Origin of the sequence: Phyllobacterium sp. CCNWLW183 (assembly GCF_037203775.1) — a bacterium.
GTDB lineage: Bacteria > Pseudomonadota > Alphaproteobacteria > Rhizobiales > Rhizobiaceae > Phyllobacterium > Phyllobacterium ifriqiyense.
On sequence record NZ_JBBCBN010000011.1, the window covers coordinates 43,459 to 65,613 of the forward strand.

At 53.4% G+C, this 22,155-nt stretch carries 20 protein-coding genes; 11 read left to right on the forward strand and 9 right to left on the reverse strand.

Annotated features, from left to right (window positions below; genetic code table 11):
- The first annotated feature begins 8 nt into the window (after window positions 1-8).
- From V9K95_RS21810 to V9K95_RS21840, 7 genes are all read left to right on the forward strand, one after another.
- On the forward strand, window positions 9-1,196 hold the full coding sequence (locus V9K95_RS21810) for a polysaccharide pyruvyl transferase family protein (protein ID WP_336442232.1): 1,188 nt from the start codon (window positions 9-11) through the stop codon (window positions 1,194-1,196).
- Window positions 1,197-1,265: 69 nt separating this feature from the next.
- Window positions 1,266-2,279: a UDP-glucose 4-epimerase GalE gene (gene galE, locus V9K95_RS21815; protein ID WP_336442233.1), complete on the forward strand. Its 1,014-nt coding sequence runs from the start codon at window positions 1,266-1,268 to the stop codon at window positions 2,277-2,279.
- A gap of 276 nt (window positions 2,280-2,555) precedes the next feature.
- Window positions 2,556-4,082 carry a DUF6212 domain-containing protein gene (locus V9K95_RS21820; protein WP_336442234.1) on the forward strand — a complete coding sequence of 509 codons (1,527 nt, stop codon included), beginning with the start codon at window positions 2,556-2,558 and terminating at the stop codon, window positions 4,080-4,082.
- A gap of 40 nt (window positions 4,083-4,122) precedes the next feature.
- Complete coding sequence (locus V9K95_RS21825) at window positions 4,123-6,954, forward strand: glycosyltransferase (RefSeq protein ID WP_336442235.1); 2,832 nt, start codon at window positions 4,123-4,125, stop codon at window positions 6,952-6,954.
- A 2-nt stretch (window positions 6,955-6,956) separates the two neighbouring features.
- Entirely contained in the window at window positions 6,957-8,303 is a 1,347-nt protein-coding gene (locus V9K95_RS21830) for a polysaccharide pyruvyl transferase family protein (RefSeq protein WP_115054035.1), read from the forward strand.
- Window positions 8,300-9,139 carry a glycoside hydrolase family 16 protein gene (locus V9K95_RS21835; RefSeq protein ID WP_336442236.1) on the forward strand — a complete coding sequence of 280 codons (840 nt, stop codon included), beginning with the start codon at window positions 8,300-8,302 and terminating at the stop codon, window positions 9,137-9,139. The genes V9K95_RS21830 and V9K95_RS21835 overlap by 4 nt, the downstream gene beginning before the upstream one ends.
- Window positions 9,136-10,893, forward strand: coding sequence for a tetratricopeptide repeat protein (locus V9K95_RS21840; protein WP_336442237.1), 1,758 nt, complete (start codon window positions 9,136-9,138; stop codon window positions 10,891-10,893). Before V9K95_RS21835 ends, V9K95_RS21840 begins: the two co-directional genes overlap by 4 nt.
- Window positions 10,894-11,259: 366 nt before the next feature.
- Here V9K95_RS21840 and V9K95_RS21845 read toward each other — a convergent pair whose 3' ends face one another.
- The 3 genes from V9K95_RS21845 to V9K95_RS21855 form a co-directional block, all read right to left on the reverse strand.
- Window positions 11,260-11,664, reverse strand: a complete 405-nt coding sequence (locus V9K95_RS21845) for a type II toxin-antitoxin system VapC family toxin (RefSeq protein ID WP_336442283.1) — start codon at window positions 11,662-11,664, stop codon at window positions 11,260-11,262.
- Window positions 11,664-11,894, reverse strand: coding sequence for an AbrB/MazE/SpoVT family DNA-binding domain-containing protein (locus V9K95_RS21850; RefSeq protein ID WP_307277706.1), 231 nt, complete (start codon window positions 11,892-11,894; stop codon window positions 11,664-11,666). The genes V9K95_RS21845 and V9K95_RS21850 overlap by 1 nt, the downstream gene beginning before the upstream one ends.
- Before the next feature lie 276 nt (window positions 11,895-12,170).
- On the reverse strand, window positions 12,171-12,518 hold the full coding sequence (locus V9K95_RS21855; RefSeq protein WP_336442238.1) for a winged helix-turn-helix transcriptional regulator: 348 nt from the start codon (window positions 12,516-12,518) through the stop codon (window positions 12,171-12,173).
- A 65-nt stretch (window positions 12,519-12,583) separates the two neighbouring features.
- Between V9K95_RS21855 and V9K95_RS21860 the strand changes: the two genes are divergently transcribed.
- Window positions 12,584-13,210, forward strand: a complete 627-nt coding sequence (locus V9K95_RS21860) for a DUF2867 domain-containing protein (RefSeq protein ID WP_307277713.1) — start codon at window positions 12,584-12,586, stop codon at window positions 13,208-13,210.
- 266 nt (window positions 13,211-13,476) lie between these two features.
- On the opposite strand, the gene V9K95_RS21865 is transcribed toward V9K95_RS21860, so the two are convergent.
- From V9K95_RS21865 to V9K95_RS21885, 5 genes are all read right to left on the reverse strand, one after another.
- Window positions 13,477-14,202: a ribonuclease activity regulator RraA gene (locus V9K95_RS21865; RefSeq protein ID WP_336442239.1), complete on the reverse strand. Its 726-nt coding sequence runs from the start codon at window positions 14,200-14,202 to the stop codon at window positions 13,477-13,479.
- A 16-nt stretch (window positions 14,203-14,218) separates the two neighbouring features.
- Window positions 14,219-15,955, reverse strand: a complete 1,737-nt coding sequence (gene araD / locus V9K95_RS21870; RefSeq protein WP_336442240.1) for an L-arabinonate dehydratase — start codon at window positions 15,953-15,955, stop codon at window positions 14,219-14,221.
- A 42-nt stretch (window positions 15,956-15,997) separates the two neighbouring features.
- Complete coding sequence (locus V9K95_RS21875; RefSeq protein WP_336442241.1) at window positions 15,998-16,867, reverse strand: ABC transporter permease; 870 nt, start codon at window positions 16,865-16,867, stop codon at window positions 15,998-16,000.
- Window positions 16,868-16,872: 5 nt separating this feature from the next.
- Window positions 16,873-17,706 carry an ABC transporter ATP-binding protein gene (locus tag V9K95_RS21880; RefSeq protein WP_336442242.1) on the reverse strand — a complete coding sequence of 278 codons (834 nt, stop codon included), beginning with the start codon at window positions 17,704-17,706 and terminating at the stop codon, window positions 16,873-16,875.
- A gap of 66 nt (window positions 17,707-17,772) precedes the next feature.
- Window positions 17,773-18,774 (reverse strand): ABC transporter substrate-binding protein, encoded by a 1,002-nt coding sequence (locus tag V9K95_RS21885; protein ID WP_336442243.1) that lies wholly within the window; start codon window positions 18,772-18,774, stop codon window positions 17,773-17,775.
- Between the two features lie 147 nt (window positions 18,775-18,921).
- Between V9K95_RS21885 and V9K95_RS21890 the strand changes: the two genes are divergently transcribed.
- Entirely contained in the window at window positions 18,922-19,614 is a 693-nt protein-coding gene (locus V9K95_RS21890) for a GntR family transcriptional regulator (RefSeq protein WP_336442244.1), read from the forward strand.
- Between the two features lie 735 nt (window positions 19,615-20,349).
- Here V9K95_RS21890 and V9K95_RS21895 read toward each other — a convergent pair.
- Window positions 20,350-21,159, reverse strand: coding sequence for a cyclase family protein (locus V9K95_RS21895; protein ID WP_336442284.1), 810 nt, complete (start codon window positions 21,157-21,159; stop codon window positions 20,350-20,352).
- 378 nt (window positions 21,160-21,537) lie between these two features.
- On the opposite strand from V9K95_RS21895, the gene V9K95_RS21900 reads away from it, so the two are divergent.
- Complete coding sequence (locus V9K95_RS21900; RefSeq protein WP_336442245.1) at window positions 21,538-21,738, forward strand: type II toxin-antitoxin system VapB family antitoxin; 201 nt, start codon at window positions 21,538-21,540, stop codon at window positions 21,736-21,738.
- The gene (locus tag V9K95_RS21905; RefSeq protein ID WP_336442246.1) at window positions 21,735-22,118 is read left to right on the forward strand and encodes a type II toxin-antitoxin system VapC family toxin; all 384 of its coding nucleotides are present in this window, start codon (window positions 21,735-21,737) and stop codon (window positions 22,116-22,118) included. The genes V9K95_RS21900 and V9K95_RS21905 overlap by 4 nt, the downstream gene beginning before the upstream one ends.
- Window positions 22,119-22,155 lie beyond the last annotated feature (37 nt).

Here is a 22,155-nt window from a genome sequence, read left to right on the forward strand (position 1 = left end):
AATACTCTATGGCACGTGTACTCGTAATGAGCCCATCAGGCGAAGTTTACGACCACGATAATGTTCGCTGGTACCAGCACAGTGATATTCAAAAATATATCGACCATTATCACAATATCGGCGATGCCTTTGTCTTTGACTCATCGCTCAAGCTGATGAACTTCGAAAAGCTGCGGGAATTGCCGCTCGGTGAGCCAAATTTTGATCAAATCGATCGGTTGAAAGAAGAATATGACTACGTGATTCTGCGTGGGTCGAACTACATTCATCAGCATATGGGCTGGCCACATGCGATTGCGGTTTTGAAGCGCCTTGGACTGCCTGTAATCGCCTGGGGCATTGGAGCACAGGCTCCTGTTGAAGGACAGATACAACTGCCTGAAGATCTCAAGACGCTCCTGAAGATCATGGCAGATTCAACGGCATCCATTGGCGTGCGAGGGGCCTATTCTGCGCAGGTGCTCAAAGATATCGGCATTGACAACGTTCGGATCGTTGGCTGTCCCACTGCATTTCGGCGCAATGATCCCACGTTGAAGGTCACTTTGCCCCTGCTTGAAGATGTCCGCAATGTTGGCCTGACCGTGCGCCGGGAGGTCTCACCAGCCTATGCCCGTAATATTGAGCGATATCTGACATTTCATCGCGATTTGATCAAATATACCGCAAACAAATTCAACGTTACGCTGATGGCGCAGGGCGAGATTGAGGAAAAAAAGCTTGTATTGGGAACTGATGAACAGAAGGAAGATGCAATCGCGGCGCTGAAGGCCAATCGATGGGCTTCCGACTGGTATCTCGACGATACAATCGAGAAGCTTTACCGCGAGCGACTCTTCTATTCGGACGTTGTGGCCGACTATGAGAAACTGGTGCAGACAAAAGATCTCGTATTGGGTTACCGGTTGCACGGCAATCTTATGGCTTTGGCGAATGGGGTGCCATCTATCTATTTTACCTATGACAGCCGCACAGTTGAGTTCGCTGAAACCTACCAGATACCCCGCTTCGATGTCTTCAGCGGAGATAGGTTTCGCCTTGAAGATTATTGGGATCAGACATTGTTCAATAAATACAATGACGCCTGGTATCGAACATATGGCGAAATGCGCAGATTTCTTGATGAAAACCATGTCGACCACAAGATGGTCGACACAAAAGAGAACATACCGGATTCCGTCCGGCGTGTGGCTTAGACAAAATTCACTAATTGGCAAAAGCCAGAATCTTCAACAAAGCTAGAAATAACCTCCCAGGAGTTATCAATGACCGTTCTTGTTACAGGTGGCGCAGGCTATATAGGCAGTCACATGGTTCTTGCCCTGAAAGATGCGGGAAGAGATGTTGTTGTCCTCGACGACCTTAGTTGTGGGTTCGAGTGGCTGGTACCAGAAGGCGTTCCCTTTATTCGGGGCGATGTCGGTGATCAGGCCCTGGTTGCTGACACGATCCGCAGGCACAGCATCACGGCAATCTTGCACTTTGCAGGCTCGATTGTCGTGCCGGACTCCGTTAGTGATCCCCTATCCTATTACCGTAACAATACGGTACAGTCGCGAGCATTGATGGAAACCGCCATCGCGGAAGGCATCCGGCATTTCATTTTTTCGTCGACCGCCGCCGTTTATGGCGAACCCGAGCGGACACCGATCACCGAGGATATGCCGCACCAGCCAATTTCTCCCTATGGAACATCCAAGCTTATGACCGAATGGATGTTACGTGATGCCGCTGCCGCTCATAAGGATTTCCGGTTTGTTGCATTGCGTTATTTCAATGTGGCTGGCGCTGATCCGAAGCTGCGTTCTGGCCAATCATTTCCTCGCGCAACCCATCTAATCAAGATCGCCAGCCAGGCCGCCACCGGTGACCGGTCCCATATCGAAGTCTATGGCACGGATTATCCGACCGCCGATGGAACCTGTATCCGCGATTACATCCATGTCAGCGATCTGGCGGAAGCTCACCTGTGCGCCCTCAATTATCTTGAGGCAGGCGGTGCGAGCACAACAGCAAATTGTGGTTATGGATACGGCTACTCGGTTCTGGAAATTATTGATGCTGTTAAGCGTGTATCCGGGGTGGATTTCGCCGTAAAAATGGCTCCCCGCCGTGCAGGGGATCCGGCAATATTGGTGGCCGCAAATGATCGTGTCCGTAACGACTTCGGTTTTGTGCCAAAGCGTGCAGATCTTGATACAATTGTAGGTGATGCGCTTGCCTGGGAACGTCAGCTGCAGGCAATGCGGCTTGAAGAGCAGGAACGCGTGGCCGTCTAAGCATATCGACCTGAAGGCCGAACCCGGCAGTCGATTGCCGGGTTTGGCAAGCTATTGTCCGGAAAATAATATTTCAAATATTGAAGTAAAGTCCTATTATAATATAGTCAAGTTATGTCCATAATAATACCAGTTTTGTTTTAGAATAATGCCAAACAGTTGAAATAATTTTATTGTTGCACTGCAATAGAAATATGTGACAATCTTCATGAAGTTGCCATTTTATATGTATAGAAATTCAAATTCCAACACATCAATCGATCAAGGGTCCAGAATATGACGGTTCAGACTTCGTACAAGCTTTCGCCGGCTACGAAATCTTCGAAAAACATTGATCTGTTAAAAGAACCGATCCTATTACGCTTGGGCATCGAACATGATGATTTGCCGAGTGAGCTATCCAATGCGGTAAAGATTCTCGGATTCGAAGGGGTCAAGGATGAGGCCGCAATTTTCTCCGATGCAGTGGGGGTCAAAACAGAAGCCTTTGAGGCGCCTTTGTGCATCCTGGCTGTTCTTTTAAATCCAGCACACAGAGGGCGCGAGAAGCGATTGCTCGATTGGCTGAAGGGCCGAGGTATTATTGAGGAACCGGTGATCCTTGAGTGGCGAACGGGCAAGGAAATGGAGACGGCCGGTGTCCTTATCAGGAAACTGTCGGGAATGCTGGTTTCTGATGCACGGCGAATGGTCAAATCAAACCGGGAGCTGTTGGCGTTAAGGACTTTGAACGATAACCTTCAAAATCGTTTTGCCACTGTCGAAAGCTTTATTGATCGCAAGGGGATGCAACCCTTTGAACTTGCTTTCTCCAACGAGCCTGTAACCAGCTCATCTCGTTCAAACGTATTGGCAGATGCTTCCTTTGATGGCGTATCACAGGTGCTTCCTGTCGCAAGCGCGGGCGTTAGTGCCATTGCCATTCATTTCGATCGCCTGTCACATCGCGATGACGCTACGTTGAATGCGCAACTCGTGACTATGGAAGACATGGCTATCGTCGAGAGCTGGGTCATTCCGCTGGGCAAGCTCAAGCATGGTTGGAATTACCTTGGTCTTTCCAGAACTCTTGCGGGATTGCGGCGCACGCTGAACTTGCGGGTGCAGGTGGACGGCGCTGATGATGAACTGCCCCTCTTGTCGCTCGGCGGGCTTCAGCCGCTGGAGATGTTTCAGGTGCGCGATGCCGCCAATGATGTGCCGCTGCTAAAGAACAGTTTGGCTATCCAGGTCTGGTGCGGAATGCCGGGTGTTGTTCTGCCCAGTTGGGCCAATTATTTGCCGGCTCAGTCGGAAAAGGTTCGCGAAGGCGGATTCAGGGAGATGCCGCTTGCGTCTGGTATCCTTGATCTTGCCACATTGGCAAACACCGATGAAATCTCTTTCGAGTTTGCCGCCATCCTTCCTTTGCCGGAAGAAAAAGCGGTGGGTTGTCACCCTCCGTCAACAGGCATGACAATCGGCCAGATTCCCGCCGCGTGCCCTCCTAAAATATTGAGGATTTCTTCGGATGTCGTCGTCGACAACGAAGAGTCGCAGGATGTCGAATTTGCGATTGTCGTAGCCGCGAGCCTCGAGAATGCGCGGCCGCTATTTGCCGAACAACGGACGGTGGACCCGGGAGAAGGGTTCTCTGGATGGGTGAGTATTGCGCCGGGAGAAAATAATCGGATCAGCGCTTTCATCAATGATCAGATTGGTGTTTGGCAGAATATCTATTTCGCAACGCGGATGACGACACCGGGTGACAACAGTTTCGCGTGGGCCAAATTCCGCAATGTCAGTCTTATGGTCAACGGGTAGTTTCATGCTGGACCAGATAAACCGTTTACGGGAGCAAGTCGTGGATCAGTTGCCTTCGGGTGAAGAGCCGGAACCACGTTTTTCGCCTAAGGTCGCCGTCATCATTCCCGCTTATAAACATTCGGTATTGTTGGCAGAAGCCATTGAATCGGCGCTGGCACAACAGGCACCGTTTGAGATTGCTGTACTGGTTATCGATGATGGCTGCCCCTTTCCCGAGACTGGCGAAATCGGGCGAACCTATGCCATGGCGCATTCAAATGTCTTTTATCTGCGCAAGGCAAACGGCGGATTAAGTTCAGCGCGCAATTACGGGATTGAATTTGCGCTACGCAATTTCGATGGCATCGAGGCTGTTTACTTTCTTGATGCTGACAATCGGATTACGAGCACTGCCCTTCGCGACATTCTGGCTTTCATGCAGGCCGATGACAAGGTTGATTGGGTATACCCCAACATCGACAAGTTCGGGATTGAATGGAATGGGAACTATACGACCCAATATTCACGCCTGTTGCATTTGACCTTCGATAATATTTGCGAGGCTGGAAGTCTGGTCTCAAGGCGCATGCTTGACGCAGGCATTCGCTTCGATGAAAGCATGACATCCGGGTTTGAAGACTGGGATTTCTGGCTACAGGCGATCGGTCGCGGATTTCTTGGTTCCAACTATCCCTTCTTCGGGTTCGAGTACCGGCAGCGTGCCGAGAGCATGCTTCGCGATTCCAATCGCACCCGGGAGGGCATTCTCACCTATATCCGCCAGAAGCATAAGAAACTCTTCGCCACGGAAACATTGTTGACCTGGGAGCATCAGGAGGCACCCCGATATGCTGCAATCGGCATGGGGGCTTATGCAGTCGATATGTTTACCGACCCGACGGTGGACCACGCCAAATGCAGCCTCGAAGATTTTGTAACCCGCTTTTGGGCAGCAAAGACGGAACCGGAAACATTCGGAGTTCCGCCGTTCATGCTTTGGATGACCGCCGCCCATCGCGAAGCTCTAACCCGCCTCGGCCTCATTCATAATCTGTTATGGTTGAGTGAACGCATCGCTGAGAAGCATCATTTCGTGGCGATACGCTTCGAACGGAATAATGCCAGGATGGGAATAGATATCCGCACCATTAATGATGGTGAGCCTCTTGCCGACAAGCCCTTCGGCTGGATGTGCACATTCGATATTTTCTCTACCTGTGCAGATGACACCTCCGATGATTGGATACGCTCGCTGCACAAGGCTGTTCCATCGCCCAATGTCGTGGAAATTGTTGTGAGTGGACCATTTACAGCACGCGAAATGCAAAGCACGGCTTTATCGTCAACAAATGCACTTTTAGCCACGCTTGGAGCATTGCGTGACTCAGGATATCGCTCAAAGACCAGGAATCGTTGGCTTTGGCGATCCGTTTATTTTCCCAACCGGAGCCGCTATTTCGAGCTGTTGCGCCATGCGGTGGGCGCAAGGCCTGTCATGCCACGATTGCCGCAGGCTTCGAACCCGCTGCGCGTCGGTTTCCTATTGCCAATCGCCAGTTTTGGCGGCGTGGAAAAGGTAGCCTATGCGGTTGCCAACGCTTTGAAGAATGCCGGATGTGAAGTGCATCTCTTCCTGTTTGGAAAAGCGATCTACAATCGCGTCCCGGAAAATGACGGCGTGTTCAAATCGGTCAACTTTTTGTCCGACGATTACCCACTTTGGGGTGGGCCAAACAAATTTGCGGGCCATGACCTGATGATGGGGCATGACGAAGCAGCCAAGGCTGAGCAGATCATGGGTTTTCTGGCTGGGCTTGACGTTGTCATCAACAATCAAGTGGCACCCGTAAACGCCTTGCTGGGCGATCTGCGCCGCCGCGGTGTCAAGGTTCTGAACTATGTCCATGTGCTGGATAAATCCAGAATGGGGCGTGATGCCGGTCATCCTTATCTCACACTGGCATTTGAGCATGTCTATGACGCGATTCTTACCTGCTCGAACGATATGGTCGAATGGTTGCATGGCATGGGTGTGCCAATAGCAAAGCTCACGCATATACAAAATGCAGCAAGCTATGCATTGGCCGCCAAAGAGCGAGACACCATACTGTCGGCACGGCGGGTAAAGTCCCAAAGGGACAAGCTCAACGTCCTGTTTCTTGGCCGGTTAGATGCACAAAAAGGAATTGAGCGCCTATTTGCATCAGTTCGGGATTTGCGTGAACGCGGAGAGCCCGTTGATTGGAAAATTATTGGCAGCGACGTGATGGATGCCGGTGCGGGCGGATCGTGGAAGGACCGGTTTGCCGAAATTGGCGTGCAGGTTGAGCCACCGGTGTATTCAAGCCGTCATCTTAACAAGGCCTTCGCATGGGCGGACGTTGTTGTATTGCCATCGCGCTGGGAGGGCGCTCCACTGACAATTATTGAAGCCCAGCGGCTTGGCTGCGTGCCGATTGCGACAGCTGTCGGTGCTGTTGATGAACTTATCGATCACGCTGTGGATGGGCTGCTTATCCGGTCTGAAGATGACACAGTAATTATCCGCGAACTCACAGAAGCTATTTCCGCCTTGGCGGCCGACCGTGATGCCTTGCAGCGTCTTTCGGAAGCGGCAGCCATTCGCGGCGGCGCCCTCGCCTGGGAGGAAAGTGTTTCACCGCTGGTCAAGCAGTTGAAGGCATGGTTCCCCGACCGGTTACCGCAGAGCGTTGAGCAGGCTCCGAAAGTTCTGGAGCAGACCGTTGTACCAATCTCGACCAGTCGGATTCACCGCGTGGACGCGGAAGCAATCGACGAAGATCAAGAAGATCGTAATGAAATTACCGAAATCAGGCCGTTGCAAATCGCTGCTGCCGGGTCAGCCAATATGAATAATTTGAGGAACTAGCGATGAAGAAACTTTTCGTTCTGAATGGTGGTGCTGCGGTCAAGCCCGGCAACAAGGCAGCCTATCTAAAGTTTGAAGATCCGCTTGCGGCCTTCAACAAGGGCGGCATCAACACAGGCGACGTTCTCGTCTATGATGCCACGCTCAAGGCGCTAGCCTATGATGAAATCAGGAACGTGCAGTTTTCCCATGCGGGAAATGAAAAGCTATGGCCTCAGGATGACAGCTATGAAGCCACTGTTGTGCGTGGATCGAACTATCTGACCGAGACCGTTGATCTTGGTCACGTTGTACCTTTGCTGAAGAAGCTCAAAGGTCCGGTCGTTGCTATCGGCGTTGGTGCGCAGGCTGGCAAATACAAGAAGCTCAATGTTCCAAAGGGCACGGTTGAAGCCTGGAAGATCATCGCTGACAAGTGCGAAACAATCGGCGTTCGCGGCTTCTACAGTGCCGAGATATTCAACGATCTTGGTATCAAGAACGTGCGCGTTATTGGCTGCCCCAGTTTTTACCGTTCCTTGCGTCCTTCAATTGCGATCAAGTCGATTGATCCGGAGAAGGCACGTATTGGCCTGACCCTGAACAAATATCTGTCTGCTGATTATGCAAGTAATGCGACGAAGACCAATCGGATGCAGCGGGCTTTGATTGATGCCGTTGCCAAACGCCCATCCAGCAAGCTCTATTCACAGGGTGAGCGGGAAGAGACGCTGGCGATCTTCTCTTCGGGCAAAGAAAAGCAGGATAACGTCAAGGCCATCCTGACCAAATTCGGTTTGCTGGGCCATCCTGAAGCTGAGGAAATGCTCAACAACCGCATGAGCGCGTTCTTCGATATCGACGAGTGGGCAGCAGACGCGGCTGCAAATGTCGATGTCATGGTCGGCTTCCGTCTGCACGGCAATGTTATTGCCCTGCATCAGGGCATACCGGCAATCTTCTTTACCTATGACTCACGCATCCGCGAATTGTCCTCACTCTTTGCTATTCCTTCAATAGAGATCGAGGACTACCTTCCGATCAACCTCGAGAAACTGCTTGAAAAGGCTGATTTCACCAAGGTTCAACATATCTACCGCCAGAACTTTGCCGAGTATCATCGCTTCCTGACGGAGAACAAGCTCAACCACGTACTGCCGAAGCCAGTGGCAGCGCCAGCTGACAAGCCCCAGTCTGTACCTAATCTGGTACAGGTACCGCATAACATTCATGAAGCGGTTTCGTGGTTCCGTAGCGAAATCGATTTCATGACCGGTGAAGTTGAAGTGCTTCGCAACCGTGCATGGAATCTTGAAACCAGCTTGCGCAGTCTTAAGGAAACACCGGCAGCAAAGGTGGCTGCTGAATGAATGAAGGCCGTGCACAACTCAGCCGACGCTCCTTTCTGACCCTTGCAGGGTTTGGTGTTGCATCGGCTGGTTTGCTTGCACGGCCCGCTCTTGCCCGTGCGCTTTGCCCCAATCTGCCGTCTGCTCTGCAGCGCGCCTCCGGGGATTGGCAATTGTCATTCACCGATAATTTTACCGACGATGCGGGTTTTGATCAGCGGTGGGTCAAGGTTACCGATAGCGGCGGCGAAACAAAATCTGTCCGGCGGCCGGAAAATGTCACGATCTCCGGTGCCGGGCTTTCGCTCAATCTGGGGCGAAATCGCGACAACCGGGGCGGTAATCGACCCTTCGTTGGTGGCTATGTGCGGACAAAAGATTTTCGTCAGCGCTATGGCTATTTTGAATGCGAGATGAAAATTGCCAATGAAGCGGGCGTCAATAATGCATTCTGGCTGACCTCAGTGCCGGATAGCGAGGGGGATAAACGTTTCGAACTCGATGTAGTTGAAGCCAAATTCCCCAATCTCGTGCATGTGACAGCTCGCCAATGGCTGCCAGTGAAAAAGGTGCTCTCAAAGAGTTACCGCCCGCGGCTCAAGCTTGCAAACGAGTTTCACCGTTATGGCATGCTGTGGAGCGAAGACAGCTTCAAATTCTATTTCGATGAAAAGAAAATCTTCGAAGCCGTCAATGATTTTGCGCATACGCCAGCGCAGTTACTGTTCAGCAATGCAGTGGCATCTTTTGCAGGGAAAGACGATGGCGATGTCGATGGGGCTGCGACCTCGATTAGAAATATTCGTGTCTTTCAAAATACCGAATGGCAGGAATTGCAAGTCAGGAGATGTTCATGACCGATGATTTTACCTCAACGTCGCGCGCCGACAAAAGCAAGAAATATCTGTTGGGCAAGGATGGCTGGATATTTCTCGATCACGATTCCAATCGCGTTATCGACCAGATTACCGGGCGGCATATTCTTGACCAGAAAGGCATCGAAGCTTGGCGTAAATTGATCCTTGAGCGTGACGCCTATGTTTCATCGCTTGGCGCACAACATTTGGTTTTCGTCGCGCCAAACAAGGAGCTCGTCTACTCCGAGCAATTACCGGACTGGGTGGAGATTGCCGATACCAGACCGCTGCACCAGATCATGACGGCGCTTGGACCGCGCCGTGCATCAAAGATAGTCTATCCGCTTGAAGCAATACGTGCAGGCAAGTCCAAAGGACTTACCTATCCCAAAACAGACACGCATTGGAGCGGTTTTGGGGCCTATATCGGTTATCAGGAGTTCTGTCGGGGACTGTCGCAAAACGGCATTGAACCCCTGCAGATCGAACCATCGCGCATTTCCTTCGAAGAAGTTCCCTATGTTGGCGATCTCGGCATAAAGTTCGAGCCGGCAGTGTCAGCGCCTACTCTGTCTGCCAGAATAGATAACGCGGCCGGGAAGCTGTCTTTTGACAATCGGATTCCAAATCGTGGCCGTATCCGCGTTTTCACCAATAAGGACACGACATTGCCGCGTTGCGTCATGTTTGGGGATTCCTTCGGTGGCAATCTCCTGCCATTTCTGAAGGAGAGTTTCAGTACGCTGGTCTATATTTATGGCAAATCGTTCGACCGGGAACTGATTGAGGCCTACAAGCCCGATGTTGTACTGTCTGAATTTGTCGAGCGTTTTCTGATCGATCCACCGGTCGATACGCCACATTTCAGCTATGCATCCGTGGTCCGCTCGAAAATGAAACTCCTGTCACGGGATGATCTTGCGGAGGCCACCAAACAAACCTTGCAGGTGCCGCTGGAAGTCTTCCCAGTGCGGCCGATCTATGAGGCATTGATTTCGACTCATAGCGGCAAATCGGTCAGCGCCGCACTGATCGAGCAGCTGAAGAAGCACCATCCGGACAATCCGGAAGCTCATCATCTGATTTCGGCGGAATTGTCCCGCTTGGGTGAGCGGTTGGATGATGCCAAAGTCTATGCCGAACGTGCCGTTGCAGCCGAACCCTGGAATGCCCGTGCCCGGCATCAACTGGCTCTTACACTAATGCGGCTTGAGCAGCCGGAAAAAGCCGAAGAGCAGCTTCGAAAAGCAATTGAATTGGATAGCAATGTTGACTGGTGGAACTACCAGCTTGCACAAGTGCTGTTCCGGCAACAGAAACATGCTGAATCTGTAGAGATCATGAGAGACTATCTCTCACGGCGCCCTGATTCTGCAGATGCCTGGCAATTGCTTGGCCGGTGTCATGAGGCACTTGATAATATCGAAGAAGCTGCCGAAGCTTTTGTACGCGCGTCGGATGCCAAGCCTGAATGGACGTGGCCCTTGCTCAAGCTCGCCAATTTGCGCGTTCACACCAAAACCAATCCAGAGCAGGGTCTCGTTGCCACCGACCGATTGCTTGAAACACTTTTTCATGCCCGGCAAAGAGCAGAAATTTATATGCTGCGGTCGCAATTACACGAGGTCAATGGCGATAGGGTCAAAGCCACTGAAGCTGCCATGCGAGGTACCGAGTTAGCGCCTGATTGGGATTGGGCTCTCAAAACTCTTGATCGGCTGAGCACGCAGAAGGTCGCTGCCCGCTCGTCATAATCGTCCATTTTGTCAAAACGCGGATGTGGCGATCCCTTGCCATGCCCGCTCTTATGTTCGCAGGGGCGCGGGCTAAAGAGGTTAAAAGAACCACACTCGCTATGACCGTCAGAAGACTGGTCGCCTCAATATACCGGACGGCGGATAGTCGATACGGTGTTGTGGCCAAGCGCCGGCTGCTTGACGCTGGCCGATGTCTTTGATCACTGGCATTGTTGACGCTAACCGAACCTTACCTTGCATGACATTGCCGCTCAAGGTGAAGCCACGCCCGAGCGCACTCCAAAGAACTGGCAAATCAAGTAGCCTCATCGTCGAACACCTGTTCGATCGAAAAAAATCGTTGACCTGGTCTCGGTTAGCGATTTAGGCGTCTGGCGTAATCAGCGTCACAGTTGGAAAATAAGTTCGGTATCGACCGATATCGCGGGTTAAAAGAGTAAATCCACTGACAGCGGCTTGAGCGCCGATGAAGAAGTCTGGAAGAACACCGGTTCGCGAGCCACCAGATTTGCGATACCGTGTAAATATCTTTCCAGCCAGATACAGGGCTGATCGGGGTATTGGCTGAATGTCGAGGCCCGCCGCATCCACGAATGCGTCAAGTTCCTCAATTCTTTTATAACGCACTGCTAGCTCGGCATAGACAACATCATTAATTAAGAGCGGGCCGCGAAACGAAGCGGTTTCCAGTTGTGCAATCGACCAATCCGCCCAATTCGGGTCGTCTGTAACAAGGTCCAGCAGCACGTTTGTATCGATAAGCGTCATCATTCTCCGCGTGTGAGAGCCATGATCGCGTCCGTATTCAATCCCTCACCGGCATGACCGCGCAGATTGTTAAACCGGCTCTTCGGTTGATGTCGGTCAGCGCGAGTAATCACAACGCTTCCGTCGCTCGCCCTATGAAATTCGACTTTGCTGCCAGGTACGATTCCAAGGAAATCACGCACGGGCTTGGGGATGGTGACTTGGCCCTTTGTCGTCACGGTCGTTGTCATTTCTGCCTCGGTAATGATTGTTTTGCAAAAGGTATTACCTTTATGGCATGGTTTCAAGCATTCTCTTGGCTCCTTGGCGCGCACTGACGTCATCGGCTCAAGCCTTACGTGTCAGGAACGGATCAGCGAATCTGCTTTCCGAGCCCCGGTGCCATCGATGACCCATGCCGTGTTCATTTCAAGATGCAGCCAGGCGAGGGAAAGCTCGAAGATATTTTGTTTTCCGACCCGGCTGATCTTTAGGGCGCTGGTCCCACGTTTGGACGGCATTGCAGTTCATTCTTTACTGCACGTGGCCCCAAGTCTGGCACCCCAGGCGATGGCCCACTCGTCGAGCGGCATGATAAGGCGGACCAACGCTTTCCCATCTTCTGTCAAATCATACCCGCCAGTATGATGGACTACGATGGCAGCGGCTCGCAATTCCTTGAGGCGTGTATTTAGGAGGCTGGGATTCGTTTCGGCGACAGCCTGAAGCTCCCGAAACGTTAGGGCTTGTTCTGCATGAGCAAGCTCCCATAACACGCGCAAACTCATGCGCCGCCCCAGTAGGTCGAGCAATGCCATAGTTGGTTGACCGGTTTTCGAGCCGCGCACGGGTTGTCCAGGCTGAGGAAATTTCATGCTATACTTTTCATAGTGACCCATGTACTCATTGCTAAGAAAATAATAGCAGAAGGATATCCGAAATGATACCTCGCATCGGCCCGGCCAAAATGACCACACGGAAAGACGCGGTGGATCAGGCAGCTGGTTTTCCTTCATCGCTCGCGGCTGATGATACCTTGCGGAAACCCGGGCATAGAATCAAAGCCCGTGCGGTGCGTATGCCGTCCGATAGTGTATTGGCGCCGTTTTATGTGGGCGCAGACCTTATTGATGCTTACGCGATTCAGTTACCTATACAGGCTGACGACAATATCGAAGTGCTGGCTCGTGCTGGGTTCGAGCGGCAGGCGTGGTGGATTCGCGCGTTGACGCGGGTGCGCGACGTGGTGATGGCGACAGTCGGCGTCAAAACGTCTCGTGCGGTTGGTGTTGCCGCAGCGGCGCAAGGCCCGGTGATCGGCTTCTTTCCACTGCTATCAAAAAGTGCGGAGGAGCTGGTGATGGGTGCGGATGACCGGCATCTCGACTTCCGGCTCGCGATCCTGTTGCGGGCAGCAGGTGCAGCGGGCGACCGGGAACTCGTCGTGGTGACCGTGGTGCATTGTCATAACTGGCTGGGACGGACCTACTTGGCGGTAATAGCGCCGTTTCACCGCGTGATCGCGCCGGCGAGTCTGGAACAGGCGGCAAGGTCGATAACAGGGTAGTTTGGATCCCAGGAATGCGGAGAATGGGCCGCCGCCCGATGACGGAGGGCTGACTTGTGGTTAATGTTTTGCTTGAACCGAAGAGGCCGCATTTTCTTTTTGTCCTGAGTTTATTATTACCGTATCGCGCTGCTTCAGGGACGGTAAATGTCGCCCGCGGGTTTCAAATTGACCTTGCCGTCCGGCACCGCAGCTGCCAATGATATTGTCGAACCCAGCATCCGTGCCCGCCCGCATCAGGCGCGCATACTGATGCGGCAACTGCTTCATCGTCCGTGCTTCTGTCGCCAGGCAGCAAAATCGGCCTTGGGTTTTTCGCTAGTGGCCGGGTAAAGCCCGATGATCGTCGCACCGTTCATAACTTGTTCTGTGACAAAATCTTCATAGGCCGTCATCTCGACCGTTTCGGTGGCAATCTCGTCGGCGAGATGGGCGGGAATAACGATGACACCTTCATTGTCCCCAACAACTACATCTCCCGGAAATACCGCAACATCGCCACAGCCGATTGGGACGTTGATATCGCAGGCCTGGTGGTGGGTAAGGTTGGTTGGAGCCGAAGGACGTTTGTGGTAGGCGTGAATGGCTAAATTGGTAATCTCAGGACTGTCGCGGAAGCCTCCGTCAGTGACGATACCTGCCACACCCCTCACCTGCAGCCTTGATATCAATATGGAGCCGGCCGAAGCAGCCCTCGCATCCTTGCGGCTGTCCATCACCAGGACAGCTCCCTCCGGACATTGTTCTACCGCGGCGCGCTGCGGATGATCGGGGTCCTTGAAGACCTCGATCGTGTTAAGGTCTTCGCGGGCTGGGATGTAACGCAACGTAAAGGCTTGCCCAACCATGTTGGCCCCCTTGGCGGACAGCGGTCGCACATCTTGGATGAACTGGTTGCGGAGCCCACGTTTGAACAGAGCCGTGGCAATCGTTGGTGTAGCCACGCCCATCAGCTTTTTGCGCGTTCCTTCACTTAGATCATAGTTGGTCATTTATTGTCCTCGGATGTCAGTAGATATCTGGTTCAGGAGCGGATGGTCCAAACCGTGTTTCGAGAAAGTCAAAATCCGCGCCCGTGTCGGCTTGGCCCACATGTTTGGCGAACATCCATCCGTAGCCCCGACCAGCCTTGTCTGCCGGTTTCTTCCATTCGGAGCGACGGCGTTCAATTTCACCGTCGTCCACCAGCATGTCGATCCTGCGCTCCTTCAGGTCGAGCCGCACTATGTCCCCCGTTTTCAGAAGCGCCAACGGACCGCCGACATGCGATTCTGGCGAGACGTGCAGAACGCAGGCTCCATAGCTGGTGCCGCTCATGCGCGCATCGGACAGACGCAGCATGTCGCGATATCCCCTCTTGAGCAGGACCTTCGGCATCGGCAACATGCCCCATTCGGGCATGCCCGGGCCGCCTTGGGGCCCGGCCCCGCGCAGCACCAGAACATGATCGGGCGTGACGTCAAGATTTTCGTCGTCGATCGCTGCTTTCATTTCAGGGTAGCTGTCGAAAACCAATGCCGGGCCCTGATGCTGATGCAGCCTTGGATCGCATGCCGCTGGTTTAATGACCGCGCCAGTAGGAGCGAGGTTGCCCTTAACGACCGCAAGCGAACCTTCCTTATAGACAGGATTGTCGAGCGACCGGATGACGTCGTCATTGAAACATTTGGCCCCCTCCAGCGTCTCTCCGAGCGTTTGGCCGGAGATAGTAATCACCGAAAGATCGAGCTTTGATGAAAGTTTTGCCATGAGCGCACGCAATCCGCCGGCATAGTAGAAATCTTCCATCAGGTAGGTTTCGCCCGTTGGTCTTATGTTTGCGAGAACCGGAGTCGTGCGGCCCGCTTGATCAAGATCGTCCATTGTCAGGTTGACCCCCGCCCGGCGCGCCATTGCAACGAGGTGGACGATGGCATTGGTCGAGCATCCGGTGGCCATAGCGACAGAAACGGCATTGCGTACGGATGCATCGGTCAAGATCTTGCCTGGTACGAGGTCCTCCCACACCATGTCGATGATCCGGCGCCCCACGGCAGATGCCATCCGGATATGATTGGAGTCGGCAGCGGGAATCGAACTCGCGCCCGGCAACGTCAGGCCCAGGGCTTCCGCGATCGCCGTCATAGTGCTTGCCGTGCCCATGGTCATGCAATGTCCGTAAGACCGCGCAATACCCGCCTCGACCTCTACCCATTCGTCGGTCGACAGATTACCTGCCCGCCGGTCATCCCAGAATTTCCAGGCATCCGAACCGGAACCCAAGGCTTTGCCACGATAATTGCCGCGCAGCATGGGGCCTGCCGGCAGATAGATCATAGGCAGGCCGGCGCTCACGGCGCCCATCACCAGGCCGGGTGTGGTCTTGTCACATCCACCCATCAATACAGCACCATCGACCGGGTGGGAGCGCAGCAGTTCCTCGACTTCCATCGCCAGCATATTGCGATAGAGCATCGTCGTCGGCTTGACATAGCTCTCCGACAGAGAAAGCGCTGGCAACTCGAGGGGAAACCCACCCGCCTGGAGCACTCCGCGCTTCACATCTTCGACGCGGTGTTTGAAGTGTGCATGACAGGGATTGGCATCCGACCAGGTATTCAGAATGGCAATGACAGGCTTTCCTGTCCATTCTTCCGGTGCGTATCCCATCTGCATTGTTCTGGAGCGATGACCGGAACTGCGCAGGTCGTCCGGAGCGAACCAGCGGGCGCTTCTCAATGTTTCTGGAGTTTTTTTCATAGCCATTGCTCAATTGGAAAATGCGACGGAAAAGGAAGCCTCAACTGCTCATTCCTTCATGCCCCATTTCTGAATGGTGTGGCGTTCGATCGTCTGGAACACCAGGTTTTCAACAGTAAGGCCGATGATGATCACGGTGAGAAGGCCGGCAAAGACTGCGGGGATGTCCAGAAGGTTGCGGTTCTCAAAGATGAACCAGCCAAGTCCGCCCTGCCCCGAAGAAACACCGAAGACAAGTTCGGCGGCAATCAGCGTTCGCCAGGCGAACGCCCAGCCGATTTTCAGGCCGGTCAGGATCGAGGGGAAGGCAGCGGGAACCAGAATCCGCATCACATAGGACAAACCTGTCAATCCATAATTGCCTCCGACCATGCGCAGCGTTCGAGATACGCCAAGAAAGCCCGCATGGGTGTTGAGCGCGACCGCCCAAAGCACCGAATGGATCAGCACGAAGACAAGGCTAGAGGCGCCGAGCCCAAACCAGATCAAAGCAAGTGGCAGCAATGAGATGGCAGGTAGCGGATTGAACATCGCCGTCATTGTTTCCAGAAAATCGGTGCCGATCCGTGTGTTAATGGCAAGGATGGTCAAAATGGCTGCAAGCACAGTGCCTGCCACATAGCCTGTTATCAGTACCTGAAGTGTCGTCCAGATGCGCGACGGCAATGTACCGTCGACAAAACGATCATAAAGCGTGACCAGCGTGTCGCTCAGCGTCGGGAAGAGCAGTGGATTGTCGAGATAGCTTGCATAGACCTGCCAAATGACGGCAAGGACGATTATCAGCACCGTCTTACGCACAGCGCTGATGCCCAGGATCAATTCGAGGGAACCGAGCCTCTGCTCGACCTCGGCTACATTGGCGTGCCGCCCGTTTGTCGTGACATCGGCTGCAAGAATGATCTGCGGATTTTTCATTATCGTCACTCCCTGTGGCCCGCCTCGGAAAAGAGCAGATTGTGGATATCGCGTTCGAGCGCGGCGGCGCTGCCATCGTCCTGACGGGCGCGATCAACGTCGATCACTTCAGCCTTCACGCGCCCTGGATGAGGCGACAACAGCAAAATGCGGTTGGAGACCTTGATGGCTTCGGCAATGGAATGTGTAACGAAAATCACCGTAAACCTGGTGTCTTCCCAAAGCTGCAGCAGTTCGTCCTGCATCTGACGCCGGGTCAAAGCGTCGAGCGCTGCAAATGGCTCGTCCATCAGCAAAATGTCGGGCTGCATGGCCATGCCGCGGGCGATCGCCACGCGTTGCTTCATGCCACCCGAAAGCGTGTGTGGATAACTGTCAATGGCGCGTGTGAGCTTTACCTTGTCGATATATTCCTTTGCCCGAGCCTCCGCCTCCCTGTGCGGCAGTTTGCGCGCCACGATTAGAGGAAACATGACGTTTTCCAGTACCGTCTTCCAAGGCAAAAGCTGGTCGAACTCCTGAAATACCATCATACGATCGGCCCCGGGCTTTTTGACCTGCCGTCCGTTGATATGAATTGATCCACTCACCGGGGCCATGTATCCGCCGACGGCTTTCAACAGCGTGGACTTGCCGCATCCGGACGGTCCAAGAAGAACAAAACGATCGGATCGTTCGACTGAAAAACTAACGTCTTCCGTCGCGGTTATCAGTAGATTCGGGGTCTTGTAGCGAAGCGTCACCTTGTCCACGGTGAGAAGAGACCTGCCCTCACTTGCCGCCTTGACATCGGGAAAACCTGCTGTTGGATCTGTTTTTTGTTGTATGGCCTGTAGCATATGGGCCTCCATAAGATAGTCAGAAGACCCGGCATCTCTGCCAGGTCGTTGGCTCGTTGCCGACAGTCAGTTGCCTTTCAGTTCGGCGGATTCTGGTAGATAATAGTCTGTCCATGCCGCAGGCATCGTCTTGAGCGTTCCGATCTTGTGCAGATGGGTGGCAAACTTCATTGTTCCCTGAGGATCGGTGCGAAACTCCATCATGTCCGGCTGTTCGAGGATCTTGACCAGTATATTAAGATCGGTTTTGTCACCGGAAACCTGCTTGTAGGCACTCAATGCGTCGCGCGGGTTCTTCTTGATCATGTCGATTGCCTCGACCGTGGCTTCGCGCACGGCCCTGATGATGACAGGATTTGCGTCGGCAAAAGTCGTGGTCGTGAAAAACGTCGCTTGTGTTAACGGACCGCCAATGATGTCCTTGGAATTGACCACGATGTGGTTGCCGGCGTCGATCTCCAGATACTGGAAAGGCGGTGCGGAGAAGTGACTTGCCACCTCGTGGCTCTTGTTGGCCAGCGCCGCCATCGCATCGGGATGCCCGAGCTGCACGGTGTTGACATCGAAATGCTTCAGATCGCTGTCTCCAAACATCTGACCCGCTGCCATTTGCAACAGGATCGCCTGCGTCGAAACGCCAACCGTTGGCACAGCAATCTTGTCGCTCGGACCGATGTCCTTCAGTGATTTGATTTTGGGGTCACGCGACACCATGATGACCGGCTGCGCCGAACTGGTGATGATCCCTTTTACTTTGCCACGTGTTCTGTCCCACAGCAGAAGCAGGTTGCCCGTCCCAGTATTGACGATGTCGACATTCCCGGAAAGAAGCGCATCAGTTTGTGCGCCGCCACCGCTGAACGTGCGCCAATTGACGGTAACATCTTTGAGGCCATCCTCCGCCGCATGCTTCTCAATGAGCTTTTGTGTCTCCATGACGTGGCTGGCCAAGTAAAGGATGCCTGGCTGGCGGGTGATGGAGATATCGGTCTTGTCCTGAGCATAGCCAGACGAGCTTAGACCCAGAATGATAGCAAGTGCGGCAACACTGCCCTGAAACAATCGCATATTTTCCTCCCGATAGTTCTCTTTATGGTTCGCGAACGGCGATGACCCTCCGACATCGCTGGTTTTGATTAAAGCACTAATGCATCAGTGCATCAACTAAATAATTGTGGTAGTGCAATTGAGACAGACAACGAGAGAGCAGCAATCATGAGTGGTAGGGTTAATAATAGCGTTCTGGACCGCACACGGCAGGTCGCCCATCAGATTCACGAAATATTGAGGGACCGCATTCTCTCTGTTGAACTTGTGCCGGGAACAATTCTTTCCAGGGCATCGCTTCAGATGGAGTTTGGCGTCAGCCAGACCCCGGTCCGGGACGCTCTGATGCGCCTTGAGGAGGAGGCCCTCGTTGAAGTCTATCCACAATATGCCACGGTCGTGGCAAGGATCGATATTGATCACGCAAGGCAGGCACAATTCCTCCGGCTCTCGATTGAACTTGAAGCGGTTCGCCGTCTGACAGCCGAGTGTCCGGCCGAGACCGCAGCAGACCTTGAGGAATTGCTGGCAAGGCAGCGGCAAGTTGCCTCTCCGCAGACATATGATCTCTTCGACGCGCTGGACAAGGATTTTCATCGGAAAATCTATGAGCGCTCAAACATCCTCAACCTCTGGTCGACCGTGCGTCGCCAGAGCGTCCATCTTGACAGGTTGCGCCGCTTGAATCTGCCGATGCCCGGCAAGATGCAAACTGTTCTTGAGGATCACCAAGAGATCATCAATGCGATACGATCGGAACGCGCACATACCGCTGAAATCGCCCTGCGCAAACACTTGTCTGGGACACTGTCCATCATTGATCTTATAAGCGAACAATTTCCAGAGTATGTTCGCAAGTGAGGTCGCAAAGCGAGGCGAGCAGGGTGGTCCGGTCTCCGACGTGTTCAAGGCAGGATTGGTCCTGGAGTTGATCCGGCCACCAACCAGGCTGGTCTTGTCTCCAACCGTAACATCAAAACCTTCAGCATCAGTATGAATTCTTGATTGCTTGCCAACAGGGGGCTGCGTCGCCATTGGTTTTCTGCAACGCCCCCGCTGAACCAAGTCGCCAGGGCTTGTGATCCGTAACGCCGCCCGGTTCAGAACCATGAACTGCGGTGAACATGTGATCCAGGTCAAGGGTGTCCAGAACCCTTCAAGCAAACGACGCGTTTTGATGTAGCCGGAAACAGTCTCATCCTCGTATCACGAAGAGAGTTTAGCGTTGCAGGAATCCGGGCATGAAGCGTGCTCATGAGGAGCCCGTGAGTACTGTAGTCGCTCGATATGCGTCCACAGGAGGGCCAATTATCGATTGAATATCCATAACCTCGGGTGGCTGATTCCCTGGTGCGCGTAGGGTAACACGGCAGCTCGATAAATACCGGGTAAGATTTGATCGACGTGCCGTCCATGTCCAGGAGAACGGAAAGATTAGAATTCGGGTTCCGGATTGTTTCCTATCTGCTTTTCTAAGTGTGCGCCGATGTTCGTTAGGGTGCAGGTACCATGCGATCTGCATTTACGATTTGACGGCTTTGACAAGCCAGCCTGCCCCGGCGGCATTCTCGTCTATCGGGACGGGACCAGTTGCGATTAAACAAGCGCCAGGATACGAGCCGGGCCACCTGTCCCGCCTCGGTGGGTTGGTGCGCCGACGACGATTGTCGCTCCTTTGAGGGGCAACGCTTCAAGGTTGTTCAGACCTTCTATGCCGTAGCGGCCCGCCGGAAGCCACGAATTATGCACCGCAAAATCGGCAGAGTTGCCCGGATCCAATGAGAGCGTGTCGACGCCGATTGCGACGGTGTCGATCTCGAGCAGTAAATCCGTTGCCGACTTGCTAAAGCCGGGGAAGGCGAATTTTCCAGCATCGTCATTACGGAATGCGGGGCTTTTTACTTTTGTCGCCCAGCCAGAGCGCAAGGCCACGACAGCACCTGCGGGAATCTCGCCATTTGTGCTGATCCAGCGTTCTATATCCGCCGCCTCAATGGTCGAATTGGCATCCTCTTTGGCACGATCTGTGATGTCGATGACAACCAGCGGCGCGACCAGCTTTTGTGGTTCCAGCTGATCAACGCTGGCGCCATCGGCGCTGAAGTGGAAAGGGGCGTCGATATGGGTTCCAGTGTGCTCAAAAACCGTCAGTTTATGGAGTTGATATCCGTCCTTGGCGATATTGGCGGCCCATTCAAACTCTATTCCGGGCTTGCCATCAAATGTTGGAAACATTGAATCATACACATGAGTGAGATCGACAACTTTGCCAGCTGTCTGAGCAAGCACCGGTGTCGCCAGGTTTCCCGCGCCCATTGCCATTCCCGCCAGAGCCGCACCCTTGAATAGCATACGACGCGACAGCATGTTCTTCTTCACGTCCTCTATCACGCAGTGATTGCACATCCGCTCTTCCCCTCGTTTCAAAACTCTGTTCATGAGGGTATCTCAAAACTGTGATGAAGCAAGATTGGACGATTTTTAAGGTTGCAGCTCCAGTAGAAAGACATGCTACCGTTTCACCGGACGGCGTTCGCTTCTGCCGCTATGGCCGGGAAAACGGGTAGATGGTGCATATCCGTTATCCGGCTCTCCCGCCAATTCCAGATAATAAGTGTACCGGACCTCCGCTCATTCGAGGTGATCGCAGATAGTCACAGCACTCGAGCTTCGACCCCCCCGGTGAGATTTTTTTAAACCAGCACTGCGTAGTAATGCTGCAATCGGCATAGATTTTATCACCAAGTGGTGCTATTTTCCGCACTTCAACTACGGAGCTACATCATGCGATCGACTATTAACCTCGATGACACGCTCATGGAGAAAGCTAGGTTCTTGACCGGTACAAATGAAACTGCGGCCCTAGTGCGCCAGGCGTTGGAAACGCTTGTCCGTGTGGAGTCCGGAAAGCGCCTCATCGCATTGGGAGGAACTATGCCCGATGCCCAGGCAGCTCCGCGCCGCCGGAGCGCAGCGGCCAAGTGATACTCGCGGACACCTCGATCTGGATTGATCATTTTCGTCATGTTGATGCAGAGCTGCGCAGGATTATTGAAGCCGACCTCCTACTTTGCCACCCAGCCGTGATCGGTGAGCTGGCGCTTGGCAGCCTTAGGGATCGCGGCAGCGTGATCGCTTTTCTGGCGGCTCAGCGCGCGGTGGTCGTCGCCACGCACGACGAAGTTATGACAATGATCGATCGCCACAGTCTTTTCAGCATCGGCATTGGCTACACCGATGCTCACTTGCTGGCATCCGTCCTTCTTGACCAGCGAGCGACCTTATGGACCAGAGACAAGCGTCTGAAAATAGCGGCCGAAAAGGCAGGCGCTTCACTGCACCTACCCGTAAATCGTCCAAACTAAAATTGCCAAGCCAAAGCCCTTATTTCCAGGCCCCGGC

Coding starts and splice junctions, on each gene's coding strand:
- V9K95_RS21820 (WP_336442234.1), top strand. CDS start 2,556: ATGACGGTTCAGACTTCGTACAAGCTTTCGCCGGCTACGAAATCTTCG.
- V9K95_RS21850 (WP_307277706.1), bottom strand. CDS start 11,894: ATGACAACGACCGTGACGACAAAGGGCCAAGTCACCATCCCCAAGCCC.
- V9K95_RS21840 (WP_336442237.1), top strand. CDS start 9,136: ATGACCGATGATTTTACCTCAACGTCGCGCGCCGACAAAAGCAAGAAA.
- V9K95_RS21900 (WP_336442245.1), top strand. CDS start 21,538: ATGCGATCGACTATTAACCTCGATGACACGCTCATGGAGAAAGCTAGG.
- V9K95_RS21865 (WP_336442239.1), bottom strand. CDS start 14,202: ATGACCAACTATGATCTAAGTGAAGGAACGCGCAAAAAGCTGATGGGC.
- V9K95_RS21810 (WP_336442232.1), top strand. CDS start 9: ATGGCACGTGTACTCGTAATGAGCCCATCAGGCGAAGTTTACGACCAC.
- V9K95_RS21830 (WP_115054035.1), top strand. CDS start 6,957: ATGAAGAAACTTTTCGTTCTGAATGGTGGTGCTGCGGTCAAGCCCGGC.
- V9K95_RS21835 (WP_336442236.1), top strand. CDS start 8,300: ATGAATGAAGGCCGTGCACAACTCAGCCGACGCTCCTTTCTGACCCTT.
- V9K95_RS21845 (WP_336442283.1), bottom strand. CDS start 11,664: ATGACGCTTATCGATACAAACGTGCTGCTGGACCTTGTTACAGACGAC.
- V9K95_RS21860 (WP_307277713.1), top strand. CDS start 12,584: ATGATACCTCGCATCGGCCCGGCCAAAATGACCACACGGAAAGACGCG.
- V9K95_RS21885 (WP_336442243.1), bottom strand. CDS start 18,774: ATGCGATTGTTTCAGGGCAGTGTTGCCGCACTTGCTATCATTCTGGGT.
- V9K95_RS21875 (WP_336442241.1), bottom strand. CDS start 16,867: ATGAAAAATCCGCAGATCATTCTTGCAGCCGATGTCACGACAAACGGG.
- araD (WP_336442240.1), bottom strand. CDS start 15,955: ATGGCTATGAAAAAAACTCCAGAAACATTGAGAAGCGCCCGCTGGTTC.
- V9K95_RS21895 (WP_336442284.1), bottom strand. CDS start 21,159: ATGTGCAATCACTGCGTGATAGAGGACGTGAAGAAGAACATGCTGTCG.
- galE (WP_336442233.1), top strand. CDS start 1,266: ATGACCGTTCTTGTTACAGGTGGCGCAGGCTATATAGGCAGTCACATG.
- V9K95_RS21890 (WP_336442244.1), top strand. CDS start 18,922: ATGAGTGGTAGGGTTAATAATAGCGTTCTGGACCGCACACGGCAGGTC.
- V9K95_RS21855 (WP_336442238.1), bottom strand. CDS start 12,518: ATGAAATTTCCTCAGCCTGGACAACCCGTGCGCGGCTCGAAAACCGGT.
- V9K95_RS21880 (WP_336442242.1), bottom strand. CDS start 17,706: ATGCTACAGGCCATACAACAAAAAACAGATCCAACAGCAGGTTTTCCC.